This window comes from Marinoscillum sp. (assembly GCF_965229915.1).
In the GTDB taxonomy this organism is placed as follows: Bacteria; Bacteroidota; Bacteroidia; order Cytophagales; family Cyclobacteriaceae; genus Marinoscillum.
In genome coordinates this window covers 1,116,742-1,138,741 of sequence record NZ_CBDDJZ010000001.1, presented here as the reverse complement: position 1 = coordinate 1,138,741, position 22,000 = coordinate 1,116,742, and the positions used below count along the sequence as shown (strand labels likewise).

At 43.5% G+C, this 22,000-nt stretch carries 13 protein-coding genes; 12 read left to right on the top strand and 1 reads right to left on the bottom strand.

From position 1 onward, the window contains the following. Positions 1–191 precede the first annotated feature (191 nt). The 7 genes from ACO067_RS04960 to ACO067_RS04930 all read left to right on the top strand — a co-directional run bounded on the left by ACO067_RS04960 (position 192) and on the right by ACO067_RS04930 (position 16,816). Complete coding sequence (locus ACO067_RS04960; RefSeq protein WP_421871428.1) at positions 192–4,211, top strand: two-component regulator propeller domain-containing protein; 4,020 nt, start codon at positions 192–194, stop codon at positions 4,209–4,211. Between the two features lie 244 nt (positions 4,212–4,455). Beyond that, positions 4,456–7,611, top strand: coding sequence for a SusC/RagA family TonB-linked outer membrane protein (locus ACO067_RS04955; RefSeq protein ID WP_421871425.1), 3,156 nt, complete (start codon positions 4,456–4,458; stop codon positions 7,609–7,611). A gap of 11 nt (positions 7,612–7,622) precedes the next feature. Continuing rightward, positions 7,623–9,260: a RagB/SusD family nutrient uptake outer membrane protein gene (locus ACO067_RS04950; protein ID WP_421871423.1), complete on the top strand. Its 1,638-nt coding sequence runs from the start codon at positions 7,623–7,625 to the stop codon at positions 9,258–9,260. A gap of 54 nt (positions 9,261–9,314) precedes the next feature. Further along, entirely contained in the window at positions 9,315–10,751 is a 1,437-nt protein-coding gene (locus tag ACO067_RS04945) for a hypothetical protein (protein WP_421871421.1), read from the top strand. A gap of 178 nt (positions 10,752–10,929) precedes the next feature. After that, positions 10,930–13,320 (top strand): glycoside hydrolase family 2 TIM barrel-domain containing protein, encoded by a 2,391-nt coding sequence (locus ACO067_RS04940; protein ID WP_421871419.1) that lies wholly within the window; start codon positions 10,930–10,932, stop codon positions 13,318–13,320. 18 nt (positions 13,321–13,338) lie between these two features. After that, positions 13,339–15,714, top strand: coding sequence for a TIM-barrel domain-containing protein (locus ACO067_RS04935; protein WP_421871417.1), 2,376 nt, complete (start codon positions 13,339–13,341; stop codon positions 15,712–15,714). A gap of 127 nt (positions 15,715–15,841) precedes the next feature. Further along, positions 15,842–16,816 carry a deoxyhypusine synthase family protein gene (locus ACO067_RS04930; protein WP_421871415.1) on the top strand — a complete coding sequence of 325 codons (975 nt, stop codon included), beginning with the start codon at positions 15,842–15,844 and terminating at the stop codon, positions 16,814–16,816. Here the strand turns inward: ACO067_RS04930 and ACO067_RS04925 are convergent, their stop codons facing one another. Further along, complete coding sequence (locus ACO067_RS04925; RefSeq protein ID WP_421871413.1) at positions 16,817–17,395, bottom strand: hypothetical protein; 579 nt, start codon at positions 17,393–17,395, stop codon at positions 16,817–16,819. Between the two features lie 126 nt (positions 17,396–17,521). Between ACO067_RS04925 and hppD the strand changes: the two genes are divergently transcribed. The 5 genes from hppD to ACO067_RS04900 all read left to right on the top strand — a co-directional run bounded on the left by hppD (position 17,522) and on the right by ACO067_RS04900 (position 21,990). Beyond that, a complete protein-coding gene (gene hppD, locus ACO067_RS04920; protein WP_421871410.1) occupies positions 17,522–18,652 on the top strand; it encodes a 4-hydroxyphenylpyruvate dioxygenase in 1,131 nt (376 codons plus the stop codon). Between the two features lie 48 nt (positions 18,653–18,700). Beyond that, positions 18,701–19,072, top strand: a complete 372-nt coding sequence (locus ACO067_RS04915) for a hypothetical protein (RefSeq protein WP_421871408.1) — start codon at positions 18,701–18,703, stop codon at positions 19,070–19,072. A 9-nt stretch (positions 19,073–19,081) separates the two neighbouring features. Continuing rightward, positions 19,082–19,729 (top strand): deoxyribose-phosphate aldolase, encoded by a 648-nt coding sequence (gene deoC, locus ACO067_RS04910; RefSeq protein ID WP_421871407.1) that lies wholly within the window; start codon positions 19,082–19,084, stop codon positions 19,727–19,729. A 3-nt stretch (positions 19,730–19,732) separates the two neighbouring features. Further along, the gene (locus ACO067_RS04905; protein WP_421871405.1) at positions 19,733–19,993 is read left to right on the top strand and encodes an acylphosphatase; all 261 of its coding nucleotides are present in this window, start codon (positions 19,733–19,735) and stop codon (positions 19,991–19,993) included. A gap of 269 nt (positions 19,994–20,262) precedes the next feature. Then, positions 20,263–21,990: a cellulase family glycosylhydrolase gene (locus tag ACO067_RS04900; protein ID WP_421871403.1), complete on the top strand. Its 1,728-nt coding sequence runs from the start codon at positions 20,263–20,265 to the stop codon at positions 21,988–21,990. Positions 21,991–22,000 lie beyond the last annotated feature (10 nt).

The window sequence follows — 22,000 nt, the reverse complement described above, 5'->3', positions numbered from 1 at the left end:
AAAAATCATTTCCTGGATATCCTTGACTAATAAAAATGGTTGGTTATGTATTGGCTGTCATTTAGGTAACAAATGTCAGGTTTCTCTGGATTCCGAGTTTTTCTGATTTAATTGTATCTAATATCACGAATACAACAACAGGAATGATGGGAGTTCATTTTTTTATACGCAGTATTTTCAGATTGACAGTCATGCTGTTTCTGATTCTGTCCGTTGTTATGCTATCTGCTCAGTCTGCAGAGGACATCAAGCTAGAGCGGCTCACGGTGTCAGATGGAGGACTTTCCAATGACCAGGTAAACTGGATATTTCAGGATGATGATGGGTTCATTTGGATAGGTACTCTTTCCGGGCTCAATCGCTTTGATGGCTATGAGATCAAAACCTATTACCAGAACAAAGAAGACACTACCTCCCTCCATAGCAATACAGTTATTTGGATGAGTTATGGCCCTGACAACAATATATGGATAAAAAATGCTTCTGGTATTTCTGTATATCACCCTGCTACAGACAAGTTTTCAGTGCCAACAGGATATCTGGAACTTCTCCAAACTGAGCCTGCATTGGTTAACCAAATGGTTCGGGATAACAAGGGAGGTTTTTGGTTCAATATTGAAAATAGAGGGCTGGTCTATCTTACAGAGGATGACGAGGTGATAGCAGCCAATAACGAAAAGGATGCCGCAATCAAAATATCTTCAAACAGCGTTTCAGACTTTCATTTGGATGATGAAAATCAACTTTGGCTCGTTCACTCTTCTGGACTGATAGAAGTGATTAATACCGTATCTCAAAAAGTGGTGCGCAAGTATGGCCTCCCGGAAAGTCTGGATTCCAGTGGGAAAGAATGGAACCTTTATGTAGATAAAGATCATGATGCATGGCTTTCTTCCAGTAGTGACCCCTTTGGAGTTTATGTCTTAAATACGCGCACAGGTGCTTCAAAGCTCTATCATGCTCCTGAAATAAGTAGTGATTTGGTAACGGACGTATTGCAATCAGCAGATGGTACCATCTGGATAGGTGCTGACCATGGAGGAGTTACACTACTTGATAAGTCTACTGGGAGTATTCGTAATTTGCAAAACGATCCAGATCAACTCAAAAGCCTTGTAAATGACAATGTTAATACCTTGTTCAAGGATTCTTCAGGCGGTATTTGGGTAGGTACCACTAAGAGCGGGCTTAGCTACTATCACCCCGCAGCAAGTAGCTTTAGCCATTTCAGAGCTCGAAACAAGGAGTTGGCCTACAATGATATGAGTTCATTTGCTGAGACTGCTGAAGGAGATATATGGATTGGCACCAATGGTAAAGGTCTGCTGAAATTTGATCTGGATAAAAAGCAGTTCAAGTCCGTAGGAGAATCATTGGTGAAAAGCCAACCTGATGTCATCGTGAGCTTACTGATGGATTCACGTCAAACCTTATGGATTGGTTCTTATCTGGAAGGTGTTTATCAATATAAAAATGGGAATCTTAAGCCCTTCAGACTTCCCAATGGAGATGGAGTCAGCGTATGGGAGTTGTTTGAAGATACCAGACGCAACATCTGGATAGGTACACTCAATCGTGGTGTTTACAAATACGATCCCGTGGATCAGTCCATAGTGTCGTTCACTATGAATGACGGCTTGGCCTCCAACTATACCACTTGCATCGAGGAGGATACGGAAGGCAATATCTGGATAGGAACCGGCAATGGGTTAAACCGATACAACCAGGAAACAGGAGAGTTAAAAACATTTGATAGTGAAAACAATGGTGGATCTTTAGCCAATAATTCGGTAACGTCGATACACAGCTCTGACAAATACCTTTGGGTAGGTACGCTTGATGGGTTGAATCGGATTACCCTGGCTGATGAGGCGTTTACTGTTTATCGCAAGAGTCAGGGACTTTCCTCCAGCATCATTATGGCTATTGAAGAAGATGATCAGGGAAATCTATGGATCAGTTCAGATCATGGGATCACCAAAATGACCCAGCAAGGTGAGGACTATGAGTATCACAATTACAACATATCTGATGGACTGCAGGCTGAAAACTTCACTGAAGATGCAAGTTTAAAGACATCAAATGGACAATTGATTTTTTCAGGACAAAATGGGTTCAACCTGTTTGACCCGGACAAAATTGAGATTAAACGCAGTGCACCTGAGGTCCTTATCACTGGCCTCAGCATCAACAATCAGGAGATCATTACTGGCCAAACGTTTAATGGACGAGTACTTCTCAATCAACCTATTCGTGATATCCCGTCGATCGAGTTAGAGCATTCCGAAAACTCTGTTTCCTTGAGTTATTTGGCGGTGTCTTTTTTTCAGTCAGGTAAGCTCAGGTATCAGTACATGTTGGAAGGGTTTGATCAGGATTGGATCAATGCGCCAGCTGATTTGCGAAAAGTCAATTATTCAAACCTTGATTATGGAACCTATATTTTTAAACTAAGAGCATCTACGGGCACCAATTCCTGGACTGAATCCAAAGAGCTAGTTATATCCATTGCTCCACCTTTTTGGGAAACTCCATGGGCGTTTGTGCTTTATTTCATCGCTATTATTCTCATTCTCTACCTCACCAGAACTTATATCGTGCGTCGTGAACGCTTAAAGGCAAGTATTGAAAATGAACGAAGAGAAGTGGAGCGTCAGCACCAGTTAGATATGATGAAGATCAAGTTCTTCACCAATATTAGCCATGAGTTTAGAACTCCACTATCACTGGTGCTCACACCGATCGATCGGATGATCAAAAATAGCGAACACATCAAGAAGGGAGATTTGATCATGGTTCAGCGAAATGCCAAGCGGTTAATGACTCTGGTCAATCAATTGTTGGATTTTAGAAAAATAGAAGCCAACCAACATCGACTAAGTCAATCCAGCGGTGATATCATTACCTTCCTTCAGGATGTGGTTGATTCTTTCTCAGATTGGTCACGCGAAAAAGACATACCGGTGGTCTTTCAGAGTGAAGTGAAGAGCTATTACACCTTCTTTGATAAAGATAAGATGGAGAAGATCATGTTCAATCTGCTTTCGAATGCTTTTAAATTCACCTTGTCTGGAGGTAAGATCATTGTTGATTTTGAACTACAGCGCAATTCCGATGGGAACCGTGTGATCATCAGTGTGTCCGATACAGGGATCGGTATTCCAGTTGAAAAGCAAGGGTTCATTTTTAACCGCTTTTTTCAAAATGACCTCAATGGAGATTTGATCAATAATGGTACGGGCATTGGATTGTCCATTACCAAAGAGTTTGTAGAATTACACAAGGGCACCATATCTGTGGATAGCCGACCAAACATGGGGACTACCTTCTCTGTGGATATGCCGCTAAAGGAGATTAGTTCTGAAGAAGACATGGCCGATGAGCTGGTCAAAGAACTGGCAGAATCAGTCAATCAATCAGAGCCTCAGGCAGATACCGAGGATCAATCTGCTCTGCCCACTGTGATGTTGGTAGAAGATAACTTCGATTTTCGGTTTTACCTCAAGGACAATCTTAAGCAATACTACAACATACAAGTGGCCTCTAATGGTAAGGAAGCATGGAAGAGCCTGATACACAAACAGCCAGATATCGTGATCACTGACGTGATGATGCCTGTAATGGATGGACATGAACTCTGCGAGAAGATCAAGAGTGACCCACGTACGCTACATATTCCGGTGATCATGCTCACAGCTCAGTCATCAGACAGGCACCGGATTCAGGGATTGGAAGCTGGTGCCATCGAGTACATTTCTAAGCCATTTAACTTTGAGATACTTGTCAGCAGCATCAATAGTGCGTTGAAATTCCAAAAACGAGTACAGGAGTCGGGTAACAAAATTGATGCGTCACCTGGCGAGGTGGAGATAGTCTCATTGGATGAACAGTTGATCACCAAGGCAGTAGAACTGGTAGAAGCTAATATGGATAACTCCGAGTTTTCTGTAGAAGATCTGAGTCACGAGTTGGGCTACAGTCGTGGGCATTTTTACCAAAAGGTACTGCGTCTCACAGGACAAACTCCAATTGACTTTATTCGTAACATTCGAATGAAACGGGCTGCTGATTTACTGCAGCGGAGCCAGCTGAATGTATCAGAAGTTGCCTATAAAGTAGGATACAATAACCCCAAGCTTTTTAGCCGCTACTTCAAGTCAGTTTACAATAAATACCCTTCGGAGTTTAGAAGTAAAACACAGAAAAACTAGAAACATTTTTGACTTTAGTTTATTGAAAGTCACTAATTATCTCAATAAAAAGCCCCTTCAGATGCTCTAAAGGGGCTTTTTTTGTTGCCTGACATTTCTGTACCCTTTTCAGAATAAACTTACACCTTACTCCGCTTTGGATACGAATACATTTGACATATTCCTAATATAAGGTGATGCTAAGCGCCTTTAATTACGAATACATTAATCAACCAAATTGATCATTATCATAATTAAAAAGTGTATGTGGTGTATTCAAATCAGCGGTTTTAAAATCTTGCCATTTGCCAATTGGTTTAGGACGGGTGCCGCCATCGTATTTACATTAATCAGTGCCATGGTATATGCCCAGGATCAGAGGGTATCTGGAACAGTTACTGATATGGAAAATGGAGAGCCTATACCAGGGGCGACGATTCTAATCAAGGGTACTAGTAACGGGACCATCACAGATATGGATGGTAAGTATAGTATCCAGGCAGCGGCTGATGATATCCTCCTTATTTCATTTGTGGGATACAAGCCTCAGGAGGAACTTGTAGGAAGTCGATCTGAAATAAATGTCGGTCTATCCGTAGATATAGCCAGCCTGGACGAGGTAGTGGTGGTTGGATATGGAACGCAACGTAAAAAAGTCGTGACTGCCGCCACTTCACAAGTAAAAGGTGACGAACTGATGAAAAGAAACATCACCCGTCCGATGCAGGCCCTACAGGGACAGGTGGCAGGGGTGTCCATTCGTTCATCTTCTGGTCAGCCTGGTGCTGGACTAAACGTGATGATCCGTGGCCAAGGTACTATCGGTAATTCTGGTCCGCTGTACATTGTAGATGGTATAGCCACCAACGACATTAGTTACCTGAACAATGCGGACATTGAAACCATAGACGTGCTGAAGGATGCAGCATCTGCTGCTATCTATGGATCTCGTGCTGCGAATGGTGTGGTGCTCATCACCACCAAGTCCGGCTCAGAGGGCAAGTCACAGATAACACTCGATGCTTACTATGGTGTGCAGAATGTAGCTAAGAAAGCGGATCTGCTCAATGCAGAAGAGTATGCTCAGATCATGAACGAACAGCACCTCAACTCTGGAGGAGCAATAGGCGGTTTACCATTTGATATTAACAACCTTCCAGCTTATACGAATTCCGGTAGCGCAGATACTAGATGGCTAAACGAAATGTTTGTGGACAATGCTGCCACACAGAACTACTCCATTGGGTTGACAGGTGGTAGTAAACAGAATATTTACTCCGTAGGATTCTCTTACACCGGTCAGGAGGGCATAGTAGGCGGTAAAGATCTATCCAACTTTGAGCGATACAATGCACGAGTCAATACTGAGAGCAAATACTTTGATGATCGCCTGAAGATAGGGGAGAACCTCACCTTCACTTATAGCAAGCGAAATGGAGTAAGTGATGGCAATCAGTATTTCAATACCTTAAGAGGCGCTTTCAATGTGAGTCCACTAAGACCAGTCTATGATGATTATGGTAACTTTTTCAATGCCGCTGATACCATCACAGACCAGAATGGTGAGACCTACTGGAATCCTACCGAGGGTCACCCATACGGATCAATGGTACTCAATAATCAAAATGAAAGTAGCAATCAAAAACTGTTGGGTAAAGTATTCGCTGAGTTTGAGCCTATCAGTGGTTTAAAGTTTCACACTTCATTTGGTGTGGATCTATACAATGATGAAAATCGGTCGTTTAACCCAGCTTATGAGCTGTCAGAATATGCATTGAATGCGATTACTAGTGTCAACCAACGCATGAGTAGGAGCAGAGCATTTCAGTTTGATAATTATGCTACTTATGCCTTCGGTATTGGAGATAATAACTTCGATATTCTTTTGGGGATGTCCAGTAGGGACTTTCAGGGTTCATTTATTTCGGGTCAGAATGCAGAGCTTGTTTTTTCCAACTTCAAACAAGCATGGCTAGATAATGCTACTAACGAAGAGGCCAACCTAATACAGCTGAATGGGGCACCATACGATCGTGACAAACTACTTTCTTACTTCGCTCGGGTAGGCTACACTTTCAACGACAAGTACCTTTTCAATGCTACTTTCCGGGCGGATGGTTCTTCCAGATTTGCTGAAGGCAATCGATGGGGATATTTCCCTTCGGTATCTGCGGGTTGGGTAGTGAGTGACGAAGTATTTCTCAATAGTGTTGCCTTCCTTGATTTTGCGAAAATTAGAGCTAGCTGGGGGCAAAATGGTAGTCAGGCTGTTGGCGCTTTTCAGTATCTGGCACCAATATCCTTTACACAAGCCACTTATATTTTCGGAGATGAAGAAGGGGTGAATACACCCGGAGCATATCCAAGCAGACTGAGCAATGAGAACCTGAAATGGGAAACTTCAGAGCAAATAGATATTGGATTGGATTTACGATTCTTATCAGGAAGACTAGCTACATCCATCGACTGGTACAAGAAGTCAACAATAGACTGGATCATCACGCCACCCATTTTGGCTACTGCTGGATCAGATGCTCCGGCAATCAACGGCGGACGTGTTGAAAATACAGGGTTTGAGTTGGAAATGAGCTATCGCAATAGTATTGGGGATGTCAACTGGAATGTAACAGCCAATGCAAATTACAATCAAAACACTGTCAAAGAAGTACCTACAGAGGATGGTATCATTCATGGACCAACCAACCAGCTTTATGCAAATTCACCAGAATTCTTCCAGGCTCGTACCGGCTTTCCTATTGGGTACTTCTGGGGACTGGAATCAGACGGTATTTTTCAAAATGCAGAAGAAGTACTGGCGCACACCAGTTCCAATGGGACGTTGATTCAGCGTAGTGCCAGACCGGGAGATGTTCGGTTTGTAGATAGAAATGATGACGGTATTCTCAATGATGAGGACAAAATCCAATTAGGAAACCCTAACCCTCCGGTGACTTTAGGCCTTTCGGCAGGCTTAAACTATCGTGGATTTGATTTGTCCATAATGGGTTTTGGGTCATTTGGACATCAACTGGTGCAGAGTTATCGTGATCACTCTGGCAAATTCAATAATTATACCACGGCCATATTGGATCGATGGACAGGTCAGGGTACATCCAACACCATCCCACGGGTAACTAATGGAAACGTGAACTACATCTATTTTTCTGACTTGTTCATTCAGAAAGGAGATTTCTTCCGAATTGGGAATATCACTTTGGGATATGATCTGGACAAGTTAATTCGCTCAGAAGCTATTGGACAAATGAGGGTATATGTGGCAGTAAACAATGTGGCCACATTCACCAAGTATACTGGTATGGATCCAGATATCGGATTTAATGTCGGGTTTTCATCGGGTATTGACCTGGGATTCTATCCAAACCCACGCACTGCACTCGTAGGGATAAGTTTCAAATTTTAATCGACTAAATCATGAATAAGTTAATAAGAGCATCGATTATTCTCATGGCCCTGGTAGCTATCAGTTGTGAGGACTACTTGGAGACCGAACAAATTACTACTATAACATCGGGTAACTATTACTCTACATTGGAGCAGGCTGAAACCGCACTGGTCGGTTGCTATGATGGACTACAGCGGGTATGGGAATCGGGCATTTCATTCCCTGTGGCCAGTACGGTGATGGCCGATATGGCATTTGGCGGGACTGGTGCAGCTGATGGTGACAATTACCCAATGATGGATGAGTTTGACAAAACACGTTCACCTGGTGATCTCAATATGTTTGAACCAAACTGGTCGGCATATTACCGGACCATTTTCAGAGTCAATACACTCCTTCTGAGTATGGAGGAATATGACTGGGTGACAGAACATCCTGAAAGAGCAGCGATCATCGAATCAGAAGCACGTTTTATTCGGGCTTATTGCTACTTCGATATGGTGAGAATGTTTGAGCGTGTTCCTCTGCTGACAGAACCGAGTAGGGAAAACCTTCCTCAGGCTGATCCAGATGACACCTACGCACAGATTGCTGAAGACTTGCTGTTTGCCATAGAAAATGGCGATAGTAGACCTTATGCCAGCATACCAGCTGCGGAGTATGGCCATGCCAACAAATGGGCAGCACAAGCACTTCTGGCACGAGTTTATCTATACTACACGGGCTACTACGGTGCTTCTGATCTCGTAGGTGAGGTGTCTGGAGCTGATGCGCTTGGACATCTTGAGGACCTGATCGCGAATGGTGGATTTGATTTGCTGCCGACCTATTCGGACTTATGGCCTGCAGCGGCTACTTACATGGCCGCACAGCGCGGAGATTCGATCTCCAACAGTACCTATGCCGGTGAAAATCACCAGGAGATCGTTTTTGGGATAAAGTACACCTACACTAGTGACTGGAATGGCAATGCGGATGGCAACCATTGGATGGTCATGAATGGTCTCAGAAGCCAGGCGTGGGGACCACTTGGCTATGGCAATGGCTGGGGCGCTTGTACAGTACCACCTTCTGTGTATGCAAACTGGGACTCAAACGACGAGCGAAAAGAGGCATCCATCATGGCTATAGACGAAGAGAACATCGATTTTGGTCAGGTAAATGATGCCAAGGAGTACACGGGGTATTATACCAAGAAGTATACACCTACTGCTAATGCAGATGGAGAAAGCATTGCTCAGGATGTCCTGGGAGGAGCGAGCTTTATGATCAGTCAGTTTCAGGATTACTTCAGTATCAGATATGCTGATGTGCTGTTAATGGCTGCTGAGCTAGGTAGTGCCAACGCACTGGATTACGTCAATGCTGTACATACTAGAGCTGGGCTTGATCCACTACCAGCTATTGACAAAGACATCATTTTTGAAGAACGAAGACTCGAATTGGCCTTTGAGGGTCATCGATACTGGGATTTGCTTCGATATGATGCCTCCTTAGACTATGCAGCAAACGCTGTTTCTTTTTCAGGGACAGTCCTCAACGGAGGGGTGGAAGAACCAAAAACAATTGATGGAGCTAATCTGAAAGCTACAAGAGGACTCTTTCAAATTCCATATAACCAAATAACACTATCTGAGGGCGTATTAGAGCAAAATCAAGGATGGTAAACATTCAAATTCTAATCAACTAAATAAACAAACACGACTAAATATCAATCAATTATGAAACAATCAACTCTTAAACTATGTGTGCTGTTACTAACAGCAATTCCACTGATGTTTCTGGCATCATGTGAGACAGATGAGCCTAAAAAAGAAGATGATACCAATGAATTCTTACCAGTACTAGATGAGAATTTTGAATATCAAGTGGACGGAAACGATGTGAATTTTACAACGACCATTAATGGTAACGTTTGGGTCACAGTCAATGATGTAGACTACAATTTTGCAGACAAAAAAGTAACTGTAAATCTTCCAAACCAGGGCGATTACACATTTACCTGCAGTAGTCTTGGAAGCGGTGAAATTTTGTCGTCAGATCCTTTTACAGTTACCATCGAGCAGGATGATTTGTCCTTCTTGGATGAGGGGCTTTGGAAGTCTTTGAGTGGAGGTGCTAATAAGACCAAAACCTGGAGATTGGATATAAATGCAGATGCTGAGACCAAGTATTTTGTTGGCCCTATGTTCTTCAGCGGATTTGAGAATGAGGAAATTGGCAGACAGCCATACTGGGCATGGGATGTTCTACCTGAAGATCTTCCATATGACCTGCAAGGTAATGAGATGACTGGATTTTTCAACTGGTCACCTGACTATGAAAACAATACCTGGATCATGCCAGCTGCTAACTATGGGACAATCACCTTTGATGGAACTAACCAAAAAGTAACTGCTACGGATGTGTTTGGTGAAGAATCAGAAGGATCATTCAGCTTTAACGATGAGACCTGGAAGCTTACGCTTACTGGCGTGATTTTACCTATTGATACGGGTAGATTGTACGAGCCACAGTTCACTGACGAAAATCTTGGATTGGTAAGAATTTTCACGCTGACGGATTCTGCCATGCAGATTGGTATCAAAAGAAGCTACGAAGGTTTCGATGAAGAAGGGAATCAAATTGTGTCTGAGTGGACCAACGTGTACAACTTCATAGTGGTAGGTTATGATTATCCAGAGGCAGAAGAGTTCACTTATGCTGAGCCAGTAGATACTGAATTTACTGCAGCTGACCTAGAAGGTACGTGGGTCTATGCAGATGCGCCATTTGATTGGATTGGTTGGACTGGTACAGGCAATCAAGGAACTATCATTCCTGCAGTTCCACTCAATGGTTGGGCTGATGCTGCAGCGATGCTTGCAGCAGATTGGCTAGGAATTAGCCAGGCACAATTGGATGCTGCTCATGCTATGGAGTTCACATTTGGCGATGATGGATCAGTCACCGTGGGTGATGTGACCACTACCTACACAGTAGATGCTGGAGTCATCACGTTTGGTGAAGCTGTTACCTTCAATATTGGTGATCACTGGTTCTCAGTTTCAGGTACTTCTGTTAAGAAGCTATCAGTGCCTGACCAGGATGGTATCTGGATTGGAAATCAAAATGAATCAAAAGCAGAGTCTGCTTGCGTGCATTTGATCAAACAATAATCAGTCTCTTCATTTCAGCCACCCGCAGTAATTAGTCGGGTGGCTGTGTTTTATCCTTTTTATTTCCTTAAACGGTTCCAATTGCCTATCTTCAACTCATCTGAAGAATTATTCTGAGTTAATAGTATTACTGGTGGGTCGTTATTGCAATTGAATTTGAGTTCTAAACTTTTTATTTGTGATCAAACATTCTATCCGTTACATCCCACTGCTTCTTTTCATAGCTACTTTTTTTGGATGCACCTCTCCTCGATCATCGAGAACCGTTGAAGTATTGCAGCAAGGTTGGGAATTTAGACTAGAACCAGATACCGTTTGGAGATCAGTAGCTCTACCACATGATTGGAGCATCGAAGGTGAGTTTTCAGAAAGTCATCCAGCTGGAGTTGGTGGAGGCGCATTGCCTGGTGGTATCGGATGGTATCAGAGAAGTCTTAAGATCGACCCATCCATGGCTAAGTATTTCCTCCAATTTGATGGTGTATATCAGAATAGTACCATCTGGGTAAATGGTGATTCTGTAGGCACACGACCAAATGGATACATCTCTTTCGAATACGATATCACACCTTATATCGATAGAGATGGAGCTAATGAACTAATGGTCAAAGTGGCCAATACTCCACAGCCAAACTCAAGATGGTACTCCGGATCTGGAATTTACAGAGAAGTGAGGCTGGTTCAGACCAATGCTGTTTACATTCCGAAATCAGGCATATATGTGAAGCCTGATGTAGAAAATCAGACGGGCATTGTGGATATCGAAATAGATCTAAACAATGACTCCCAACTAGCAGCCGAACTTCAGGTGATCAATGAAGTGATCGGACCAAACGGACAAAAATTGAACAAAAGCATTCAGGAGCTTTCTATGGCTACTGGGATGGCTCAAACAGTAACCGCCAAAATCAATGTGGAGAATCCAGAGTTGTGGTCCATTGGTCAACCAAACCTCTACACGCTGAGGACGAATGTGCTGCAGGATGGAAACCTTATAGATGCCATGGAGACCCGCTTTGGCTTCCGAACGTTTCATTTTGATGTAGACCAGGGCTTTTTTCTCAATGGTAAATCTGTGAAGATAAAAGGCGTTTGCTTACATCACGATTTAGGTGCATTGGGAGCAGCATTTAATAAACGAGCTGCACAGCGTCAGCTAGAGATCATGCAGGGGATGGGGGTAAATTCCATCCGTACATCTCATAATCCGCCAGCACCAGAATTGCTCGATCTGTGTGACGAAATGGGTTTACTGGTGATGGATGAGATGTTTGATATGTGGTCAATCAGTAAAGTGGACTATGATTACTCATTGTACTGGGAGGAGTGGCACGAAAAAGATTTGACGGATTTTATCCTGAGGGATCGTAATCACCCGAGTATCATTGTCTGGAGTATAGGCAATGAAATCATGGAGCAGTACAATCATGAAGATTCCACAGGGGGTCGCATTGCTAGAGAACTTTCAGCGATCGTTCGCCAGCTGGATGATTCTCGCCCAATAGTAACAGCCAATAACGACATTAGTCCTGATAACTCATTGATCAAAAATGGGGGATTGGACCTATTGGGTTATAATTACCATCATGACTCTTTCGAGAAGGTACCAGAAGACCATCCAGGTATACCATTTATTGCTACAGAGACCAACTCTTCATTGGCCACTCGTGGTTATTATGACATGCCATCGGACAGCATTCGCATCTGGCCCGAGCGCTGGGATAAGCCATTCGATGGCGGGAATCCTGGGAATACAGTCTCTGCCTATGACAATGCCCGTACACCGTGGGGCTCCACTCAGGAAGACACATGGAGGATTGTGAAGAATAATGATTTCATCAGTGGAATGTACATCTGGACAGGATTTGACTACCTTGGTGAACCTACTCCATACACATGGCCTTCCAGAAGTTCTTATTTCGGTATCGTGGATTTAGCCGGATTTCCTAAAGATACTTATTACATGTACAAAAGTGAGTGGACCGAGGACACGGTACTTCACGTATTTCCTCACTGGAACTGGACACCCGGTCAATCGATAGATATATGGGCTTACTACAATCATGCAGACGAAGTAGAGCTTTTTCTAAATGGCGAATCAAAAGGAATAAAATCAAAAGGTGAACAAGACTATCACGTCATGTGGAGGCTAACTTATGAGCCCGGCGAAATCCGGGTGGTATCCAGAAAGAATGGAGAAGAAGTAGCTACCAAAACGATACAAACAGCAGGAGAGCCTGCTAAAATTGAGCTGATAGCTGATCGTCAACAAATTGATGCCAACGGTAAAGATCTTTCTTTTATTACAGTGAAAGTGCTTGATGATCAGGGAGTTTTGGTGCCCAATGCTTCCAGTCGGGTAGCTTTTGAAGTGGTAGGTGAAGGTAAGCTAGTAGGTGTTGACAATGGCAACCCTGTTAGTCATGAGTCCTTTACAGCATCGAAGCGAGAAGCCTTTCACGGTTTGGCCCTGGCGATCATTCAAAGCAATCAGCAAAGTGGAAAGATCACCATTAAAGCAAGTTCAGATGGATTGATTGGAGATGAATTGATAATAGAATCAAATTGATAATAGACAAATAAGCTAATGAAGACGAAATATTTAGGCCTGTTAATGACTTTGTTGCCACTGCTTACTTTTGGGCAATTGCAGAATTCAGGCATCCTGAATGAAGCACCTGATGTAAGTGAAGACTTTGAAGATCTTCGGAATACCTATTACCTGGCGGAGGAGTTAGCTTCTTTCGACCCAAATACGGGTCAGGGAGCAGTAAAGTTTATTCGACACAACTATGCCACTCGTCAGGCTTTTGACAACATGCTGTTGCGTCTGGTGCCAGTGGAAGCCAATGAATTTCCTTCTACTGAATATGCAGCTAGTCCAGAGCATCCTTTCAGCATATCGTTTACCAGTCCGCGTACCTTTAGGTTAAAACTGACCTCCGGACCACAACTGAGAAGTGATGAGAAGTCCCTGATGCTAGTAGATGGTGTAGCTCCGGAAGATAACAGTTGGAAATATACGAAAACCAGCCAGGGTCATACTTACACCAGTGCATTTGGTAAAGTAGTAATCTCAGAAAAACCATGGCATGTATATGTGTATGATGCATCTGGTAAGTTGCTTACCCAGACCATACACAAGTCAGATGTGAGCAATACCTACACGCCTGTGACGCCATTTGGATATGTCAGGAGAGCTTCTGACTATTCCAGAAGTATGGACGCTGTACTATCCCTCTCTCCTGGTGAGAAGATTTTTGGATGTGGAGAGTCATTCACTGAGTTTAATAAACGTGGACAAAAGGTAGTTCTTTGGACGGATGATGCCAATGGAGTACAGAATGAGACCATGTATAAGCCTATTCCGTTCTACATGAGCAATCGTGGGTATGGAGTATTCATGCACCATTCTAGTCCCATTACTGTGGATTTTGGCAAATACTTCAGTGGGGTAAACAGCATGATGATTGGTGACGATGAGTTGGATCTATTCGTGTTTTTGGGTCAACCCAAAGATATCCTGGATGAATACACTGATCTGACTGGAAAGTCTCCAATGCCACCTCTTTGGTCCTTTGGGTTTTGGATGAGCCGAATTACCTACTTCTCTGAAGAGGATGGGATGAAAGTGGCATCCAACCTTCGCAAGCATAAGATACCTTCTGATGTTATTCATTTTGATACTGGGTGGTTTGGTGTCGATTGGCGAAATGATTATCAGTTTCCTTCTGATCGTTTTCCCAATCCTCCCAAAATGCTTGCAGAATTCGAGAAGCAGGGATTTGAAATATGTCTCTGGCAGTTGCCATACTTCACACCAAAAAACACCCTCTTTGATGAGTTGGTAGAAAAAGACCTGGTGGTAAGGGATGCCAAAGGCAACTTGCCTTATGAAGATGCCGTGGTGGATTTCTCCAACCCTGCTACTGTTAAGTGGTATCAGGACAAAATCGGTGGATTGCTGGATCAGGGTGTTGCCGTGATCAAAGTGGATTTCGGGGAGGCAGCTCCTGCCAATGGCATTTATCACTCTGGTAAAACAGGCTTTTACGAACACAACCTTTTCCCACTTAGATATAACAAGGCGATTGCAGACATTACCCGTGAGAAGACCGGTCACGGATTTATCTGGGCTCGGAGTGCCTGGGCAGGTTCTCAAAGATACCCGGTTCATTGGGGTGGAGATGCAGCTACCAGCAATTCTGCTATGTCAGCCACGCTGCGTGGTGGACTCTCGTTCGGATTGTCTGGATTTACATTCTGGTCGCATGATGTAGGAGGGTTTGTGACTAAAGCACCAGAGGATCTCTACAGAAGATGGACTCCATTTGGGATGCTGAGCTCGCATGTGAGAAGTCATGGTGAGCCACCAACCGAACCGTGGGAGTACGGCAAGGACTTCATGGATGCTTTCCGCCTTGCAGATAACATGCGTTACCAGCTGATGCCATACATCTACAGTCAGGCTAAGCACAGCTCTGAAAATGGATTGCCGATGGTAAGGGCTTTGTTTGTGGAGTTTCCTGATGATCCGGGCAGCTGGTTAGTGGATGACCAGTATTTATTTGGAGAAGACCTGTTGGTGGCTCCACTATTCGAAAACGGAACCGAACGAAACGTCTATCTGCCTCCTGGGAATTGGATTGATTACCAAACAGGTAAGACCTACACTACTGGTTGGCATTTGATACCTACAGGTAAAGTACCAGTAGTAGTGTTGGTTCGTGATGGTGCTGTTATTCCGCATGTCAAACTGGCTCAAACTACTAAAGAGATCGACTGGAAAAATATCAACTTGCAGGTCTTTAGCACTGGAAATACAGCTGATGCCGACCTGTTTTTACCAGAAGATGATAACCTTAGCACCATTCAGTTAACCCGAGATGGAGAGAACTTCCAGGTTTCCAAGGACCCATACAATGGGAACTTAAAGTACACGATACAAAGCATGAAACAATAAACAAGTTCATCTTGATTGGTACGAAAAAGTCAGTTTCATTGCGAAGCTGACTTTTTTATTTAGGGAGTGTATTTCAATTTTGACTGGTAGTGCTTAGGGGTTACTTTTACGTTTAAAACTATTCGTTATGTCAGATAAACCAATTACCTCATTTATAGAGAAACACTTTCTTCACTTCAACTCAGCCGCGTTGGTAGATGCTGCCAAGGGATATCAAGCACATCTGGCAAGTGGAAAGAAAATGCTAATATCTCTAGCAGGAGCCATGAGTACTGGTGAACTGGGGATCTCCCTTGCTGAAATGATTCGAAATGACAAAGTTCAGATCATATCCTGTACTGGAGCGAACCTGGAGGAGGATTTGATGAATCTGGTAGCTCATACCCACTATAAACGAATTCCTAATTATCGTGATTTGACACCTGAGCAGGAGCGTGAGCTATTGGATCAGGGGTTGAACCGGGTTACGGATACTTGCATTCCAGAGGAGGAGGCGTTTAGAAGGCTTCAGGAACACATTTTCAAAATCTGGAAAGATGCTGAGGAAAATGGTGAACGGTATTTTCCACATGAGTTTATGTACAAACTTTTAGACTCAGGGGTGCTGGAGCAGTATTATGAGATTGATCCGAAAAACAGCTGGATGTTGGCTGCTAAGGATAAAAACTTGCCGATGGTGGTCCCTGGCTGGGAAGATTCTACTATGGGCAATATTTTCGCCTCTTACTGTATCAAAGGCGAACTGAAGCCTAGTACCATGAAGTCAGGTATCGAGTACATGACATTTCTTGCTGACTGGTATCTGAAAGAAGCTGGATCAGAGGGGATTGGATTCTTCCAGATAGGCGGAGGAATCGCCGGTGACTTCCCGATCTGTGTAGTGCCGATGCTCTATCAGGATTTAGAGAAAGAAGATGTGCCGTTCTGGAGTTACTTTTGCCAGATTTCTGACTCTACCACAAGCTATGGTTCTTACAGTGGTGCTGTGCCCAACGAAAAGATTACCTGGGGTAAACTGGATGCTGATACGCCGAAGTACATTGTTGAGTCAGATGCGACCATTGTGGCTCCATTGATATTTGCCTATGTGCTAGGCTGGTAACTAGTTTTTAATCTTTGGCTCCAACTCACCTCTCATGAAGAGGTTGTACTCTTCGCAGGTGATGTATGGCTTGCCTTCAGAGTAAGGACATGTTTGATAAAGGGTCTCAAAAGGCCCTTTTTTAAATACCACACCTTCACCTTTACACACGGGACACAGTATCTTGTCCATCCCACCACAGTCAAAGGTGCCACTTGCCATGTCTTCCAGCATTGTTTGACTGGTAGATCGGGCTTGATCGATGTAGGCATCTTCGGCCAGGTTGAGGGTTTCTACCGCATCTTCATAAAAGCGACCCTGAGTACCCTTTAGCTGAATGTACTTATTGAGCCAGTTGATGCTTTGTTTATATTTCTTGAGGTAATAACTGTTCTTCCCGAAGTAATAGGCCAAATCCGTTGGTACCGCTGTGATGTTTTTAAGTACATAGGTAAAGCCTTCGTTGGCCTTCTCATATTCTCCGATCGTCATTAGATCAACTGATTCATCAATCTTTTTGGATAGGTACCCATCTGCTGGATTCTGTGCGAAAAGGGTTATGGAAATCAGGTAGATCGAAATGAAAAAGAATTGCTTCATGAATATCTATTAGCCAACTAAACAGTACAAATTTAACGGGCTTCTTGAGAACTTGGTATAAACCTATGTTGCCCTTCTTTTGTTAGCCCATTGAATCCCTGTAAATTCGTAAAAAAAGTATTGGATATGGAAAAAACATTAACCCAAGATCAACTTGCCCCTGAAAATGTTGATTTTTTGCCAATAAATGGTACGGACTTTATAGAACTGTATGTAGGCAACAGCAAACAAGCTGCCCACTTTTACAAGACAGCTTTTGGATTTCAAGATCTGGCTTATGCTGGATTAGAAACAGGTCTGAAAGATCGTGAATCATATGTTTTGGTTCAAGACAAAATCAGATTGGTATTGACCTCACCGTTAAAATCTGGAACTGCTATCGGTCAGCATATCGATAAGCATGGAGATGGAGTGAAGGTAGTAGCGCTTTGGGTAGATGATGCTCGTTTGTCCTATGACGAGACAATCAAGAGAGGTGCAAAATCCTTCATGGAACCGGTGGTCGAACAAGATGAACACGGAGAAATAGTAAAGGCTGGAATCTACACTTACGGAGAAACCATACACCTGTTCATCGAACGAAAGAATTACAAAGGAGTCTTCCTGCCAGGTTTTAAAGAGCTAAAAACATCTTACCACCCCAACAACGTTGGCCTTAAATATGTAGACCATATGGTAGGCAATGTAGGCTGGGGAGAGATGAAAACCTGGGTAAATTTCTACGCTGATGTGATGGGATTCACTCAACTGGTTTCCTTTGACGATAAAGATATCTCCACAGAATACACCGCTTTGATGAGTAAGGTGATGAGCAATGGGAATGGAAGAATCAAGTTTCCTATCAATGAGCCAGCTGAGGGAAAAAAGAAGTCTCAAATAGAAGAGTATTTAGATTTCTATGAAGGTGCAGGAGTACAACACATCGCGGTAGCTACTGATAACATTATTGAAACGGTGACAGAACTGCGAAACAGAGGTATTGACTTCTTAAGAGTTCCAGGTACTTACTACGAAGAGTTATTGGATAGAGTGGGAGAAATCGACGAAGATCTGGAACCATTGCGGGATCTGGGAATCTTGGTTGATAGAGATGATGAAGGATATTTATTACAGATTTTCACAAAACCAATAGAGCCAAGACCTACGCTTTTCTTTGAGATCATCCAGCGAAAAGGTGCCAAGTCATTTGGTAAGGGCAATTTCAAAGCATTGTTTGAAGCCATCGAGCGTGAGCAAGAATTACGCGGAACCCTATAATAATTAGGGTTTCCTGCGTTTGTAGGTTTAGGTGTAAAATAGTATGTTATGCAGATGAAATACGGATTGATAGTGCTGATGGTATTTGGCTTTGTGCTGATGGGAGAGGCCCAGTCGACCCGGGATGTTACTAGTCCTAAACCTCCAGCTCCCAAGTACCAGGCATTCAAAAAAGAAAAGAAAGGCTTCCTATGGGGGCTATTTAAAAAGAAGAAAAAAACCGAAATCAAGACCCATGCCGAGGAAGTAGCGGACTTTCGAAAGCGGATGGCTGAAGTGCAGAAGCAGAAAGCCAAGGCAGCAAAAGAAGCCGACAAGCCTCAGTACACTAACCCACTTTATTTTGGTCATAAAAAGCCTCCTAAGAAGCGACCTAACGGTAAGAAAAAGTTTTGTAAGGAGTGTGGTCTCTGGCATTAGAAACAATAGATGAATCTAGCCCGACTCATTGAATCAACCAACCTGTCTCCAACGATTACAGGGAAAGATGTGGATCTGCTAATCCAGGAAGCCAGGGATCTTGGGGTTTATGGCGTTTGTCTTCCACCTTTCTGGGTAAAGCGTGCCGCCAGAGAACTGACCCATTCTGATTTGGCTTTAGTGACTGTAATTGGTTTTCCATTGGGTTATCAGATGACAGAGACTAAGCTGGAGGATGCCCGACTCGCACTGCGCGATGGAGCCAATGAGTTGGACCTGGTGATGAATATTTCCGCTTTTAAAGACGGCATGTCCTGGCCTAAAATTGAGTTTGCTAAAATGTCCAGCCTTGCTCATGAGCATGAGGCATTGTTGAAAGTAATCATTGAAGTAGGCTATCTCTCAGATGTTGAAGTCATCAAAGCAGCTAAACTGTGTGCTGATGCTGGTGTGGATTTTGTCAAGACTTCCACTGGCTTTGCGCCAAATGGATCGGTGACAGCAGATCATATCCGATTGCTAAGAGAAGTATTACCATCCAATGTAGGTATCAAAGCATCAGGAGGAATCAAAACCCCTGAGCAAGCGGAGGCGTTAGTACGTGCAGGAGCGGATCGATTGGGTACCTCCAGCGCATCAGTGATTTTAAAGAAATAATAAATGGCTGTTAAGATTAGGGTTTTTGGTAAAGTACAAGGGGTCTTTTACAGAGCATCCACCAAAACTGTCGCCGAGGATCTGGGCTTGACTGGCTGGGTGAAGAATGAAGCTGATGGATCAGTAACCATTCATGCCGAAGGCAGCAAGACCAAAGAGTTGATTACCTGGTCCAAACAAGGCCCCGAGTTTGCAAGAGTTGACAAACAGGAGGTAGCAGAAGTGGCCGATGAAGGTCTTGGCTCGTTTGAGATCAAAAGATAGTGCATTACATACCATACCTGCTTCAATTGTATGTAGTAAGGCCTTCCAACTATCGAACCGATATTGGGGTAAAGAATGTATGAAGTCTGAGGTGGTAATGTTCGGTTGTTTGGAACTCGAAAATGACCGCTATATCTTTCCATTCTTTAAAAACACACATCTCATATTTTACGGAAAGACAGGTTGTGCAAAATGATTCTGGTTTTTGCAAACTTGTGAAAAAACGATCCGGCTAGACTTGTGGGATTGAAATGAAAAAGTAATCAGCGATGAATAAACAAGATACGCAACCCAAAAAGAAAAGGCCTTTGCAATTCCTGACCCTAGTTATACTTTGTCTTTTAAGCCTGACTTCATGTGAGGAAGAGAGCGTCAATCAACTGGTGTTGAGTCGTGATCAGGTCAGTTTGCCCAGTGAAGGTGGAGAAGTCACCATTCTACTCCAAACAGATGCAGATGAATGGAGAATACAAAACCCGATGGATTGGGTGGTTATTTCTCCCACAAGTGGCAATTCAGAGTCCACTGAAATAGTAATTACCGTTTCCACTAAAACTCCAGAGGAGCGAAGTGGAGAACTCACCGTCATTGCTGGTTCAGCTGATCCAGTCAAAATAGGTGTTACGCAGGAACCATCAGAATATCTTTATTCCCTGAGTGCCAATTTTGTGGAACTAAGCTTTAAAAAGGGAGGCAGTACCAATACCATTTCAGTGACTACAGATGCGCCTGAGTGGCAGATTTCTTCCGATGCTTCCTGGATTCATTTTGACAAAGAGTCTGGAAGTGCAGGGGTAACAGATGTAAGCATAACTGCCGACGAAAACAGGTCTGGCCTAGAACGTGAAGCGGTGATCAGCATCACCGGAGAATATGTACCTGCAGAGGAAATTCCAGCCACACAAATCGGTGAGTACTACCCTGATTACAACACTTCGCCTCAAGACCCAGATCCCTCAGGCATGGAGAGCACAGCGGTAGAGTTGGCTGCTAAAATGACGCTGGGTATCAACATTGGTAACACTCTGGAAGCTATTGGTGGTGAAACTGCCTGGGGCAACCCGCAGATCAATGAGACATTTGTTGGGACACTAAAGGAAAAGGGGTTTAGTGCAGTGAGACTGCCTTGTTCATTTGATCAATACGCAGATACCAAGGCTAAAATCAGTGACACTTGGCTCAATAGAGTGAAGACGGTAGTTCAATACTGCTTTGATAATGACCTGTATGTGATCTTAAACATTCACTGGGATGGTGGCTGGTTAGAGAACAATGTGAGCAGCGCCAAGCAAGAAGAAGTGAATGCCAAGCAGAAAGCATACTGGCAGCAGATCGCTACTCATTTACGTGATTACGATGAACGGCTCATTTTTGCAAGTGCCAACGAACCACATGCCGAAAATGCTTCTCAGATGTCAGTGTTAATGTCCTATCACCAGACATTTATTGATGCGGTGAGATCTACAGGTGGAAGAAACAGCTACCGGATACTGATTTTTCAGGGGCCATCTACCGATATTGAGAAGACTGAAGATTTATTGGTACAGTACCCTACAGATGAAGTGGAAGACCGATTGATGGCTGAGTTGCACTATTACACTCCTTACCAGTTTACCTTGATGGAACAAGACGCGGACTGGGGCAATGTATTCTACTACTGGGGTAGTGACTATCACTCAGAGGTGGAGCCAGAAAGAAATGCGACCTGGGGTGAAGAAGCCGATATGGAGCGACTTTTTGGTGCTGCTAGTACACAGCTGGTCAACAGAGGGTACCCAATCGTCTTGGGAGAGTTTGGCGCCTACAAGCGTAGTGGAGTAGCTGAACCAGAACTACACGCTGCATCCGTTGATTACTTCAATCAGTATGTGGTCAAAACAGCTTTGGATAATGGCATGATACCGTTTTATTGGGATACGGGTGGAATGATCAATCGATCCAATGGAGATGTAAAAGATGAGAGTCTACTCCAGGCATTGCTGAGTGGAGCTGAGTAAAAATTAGGAA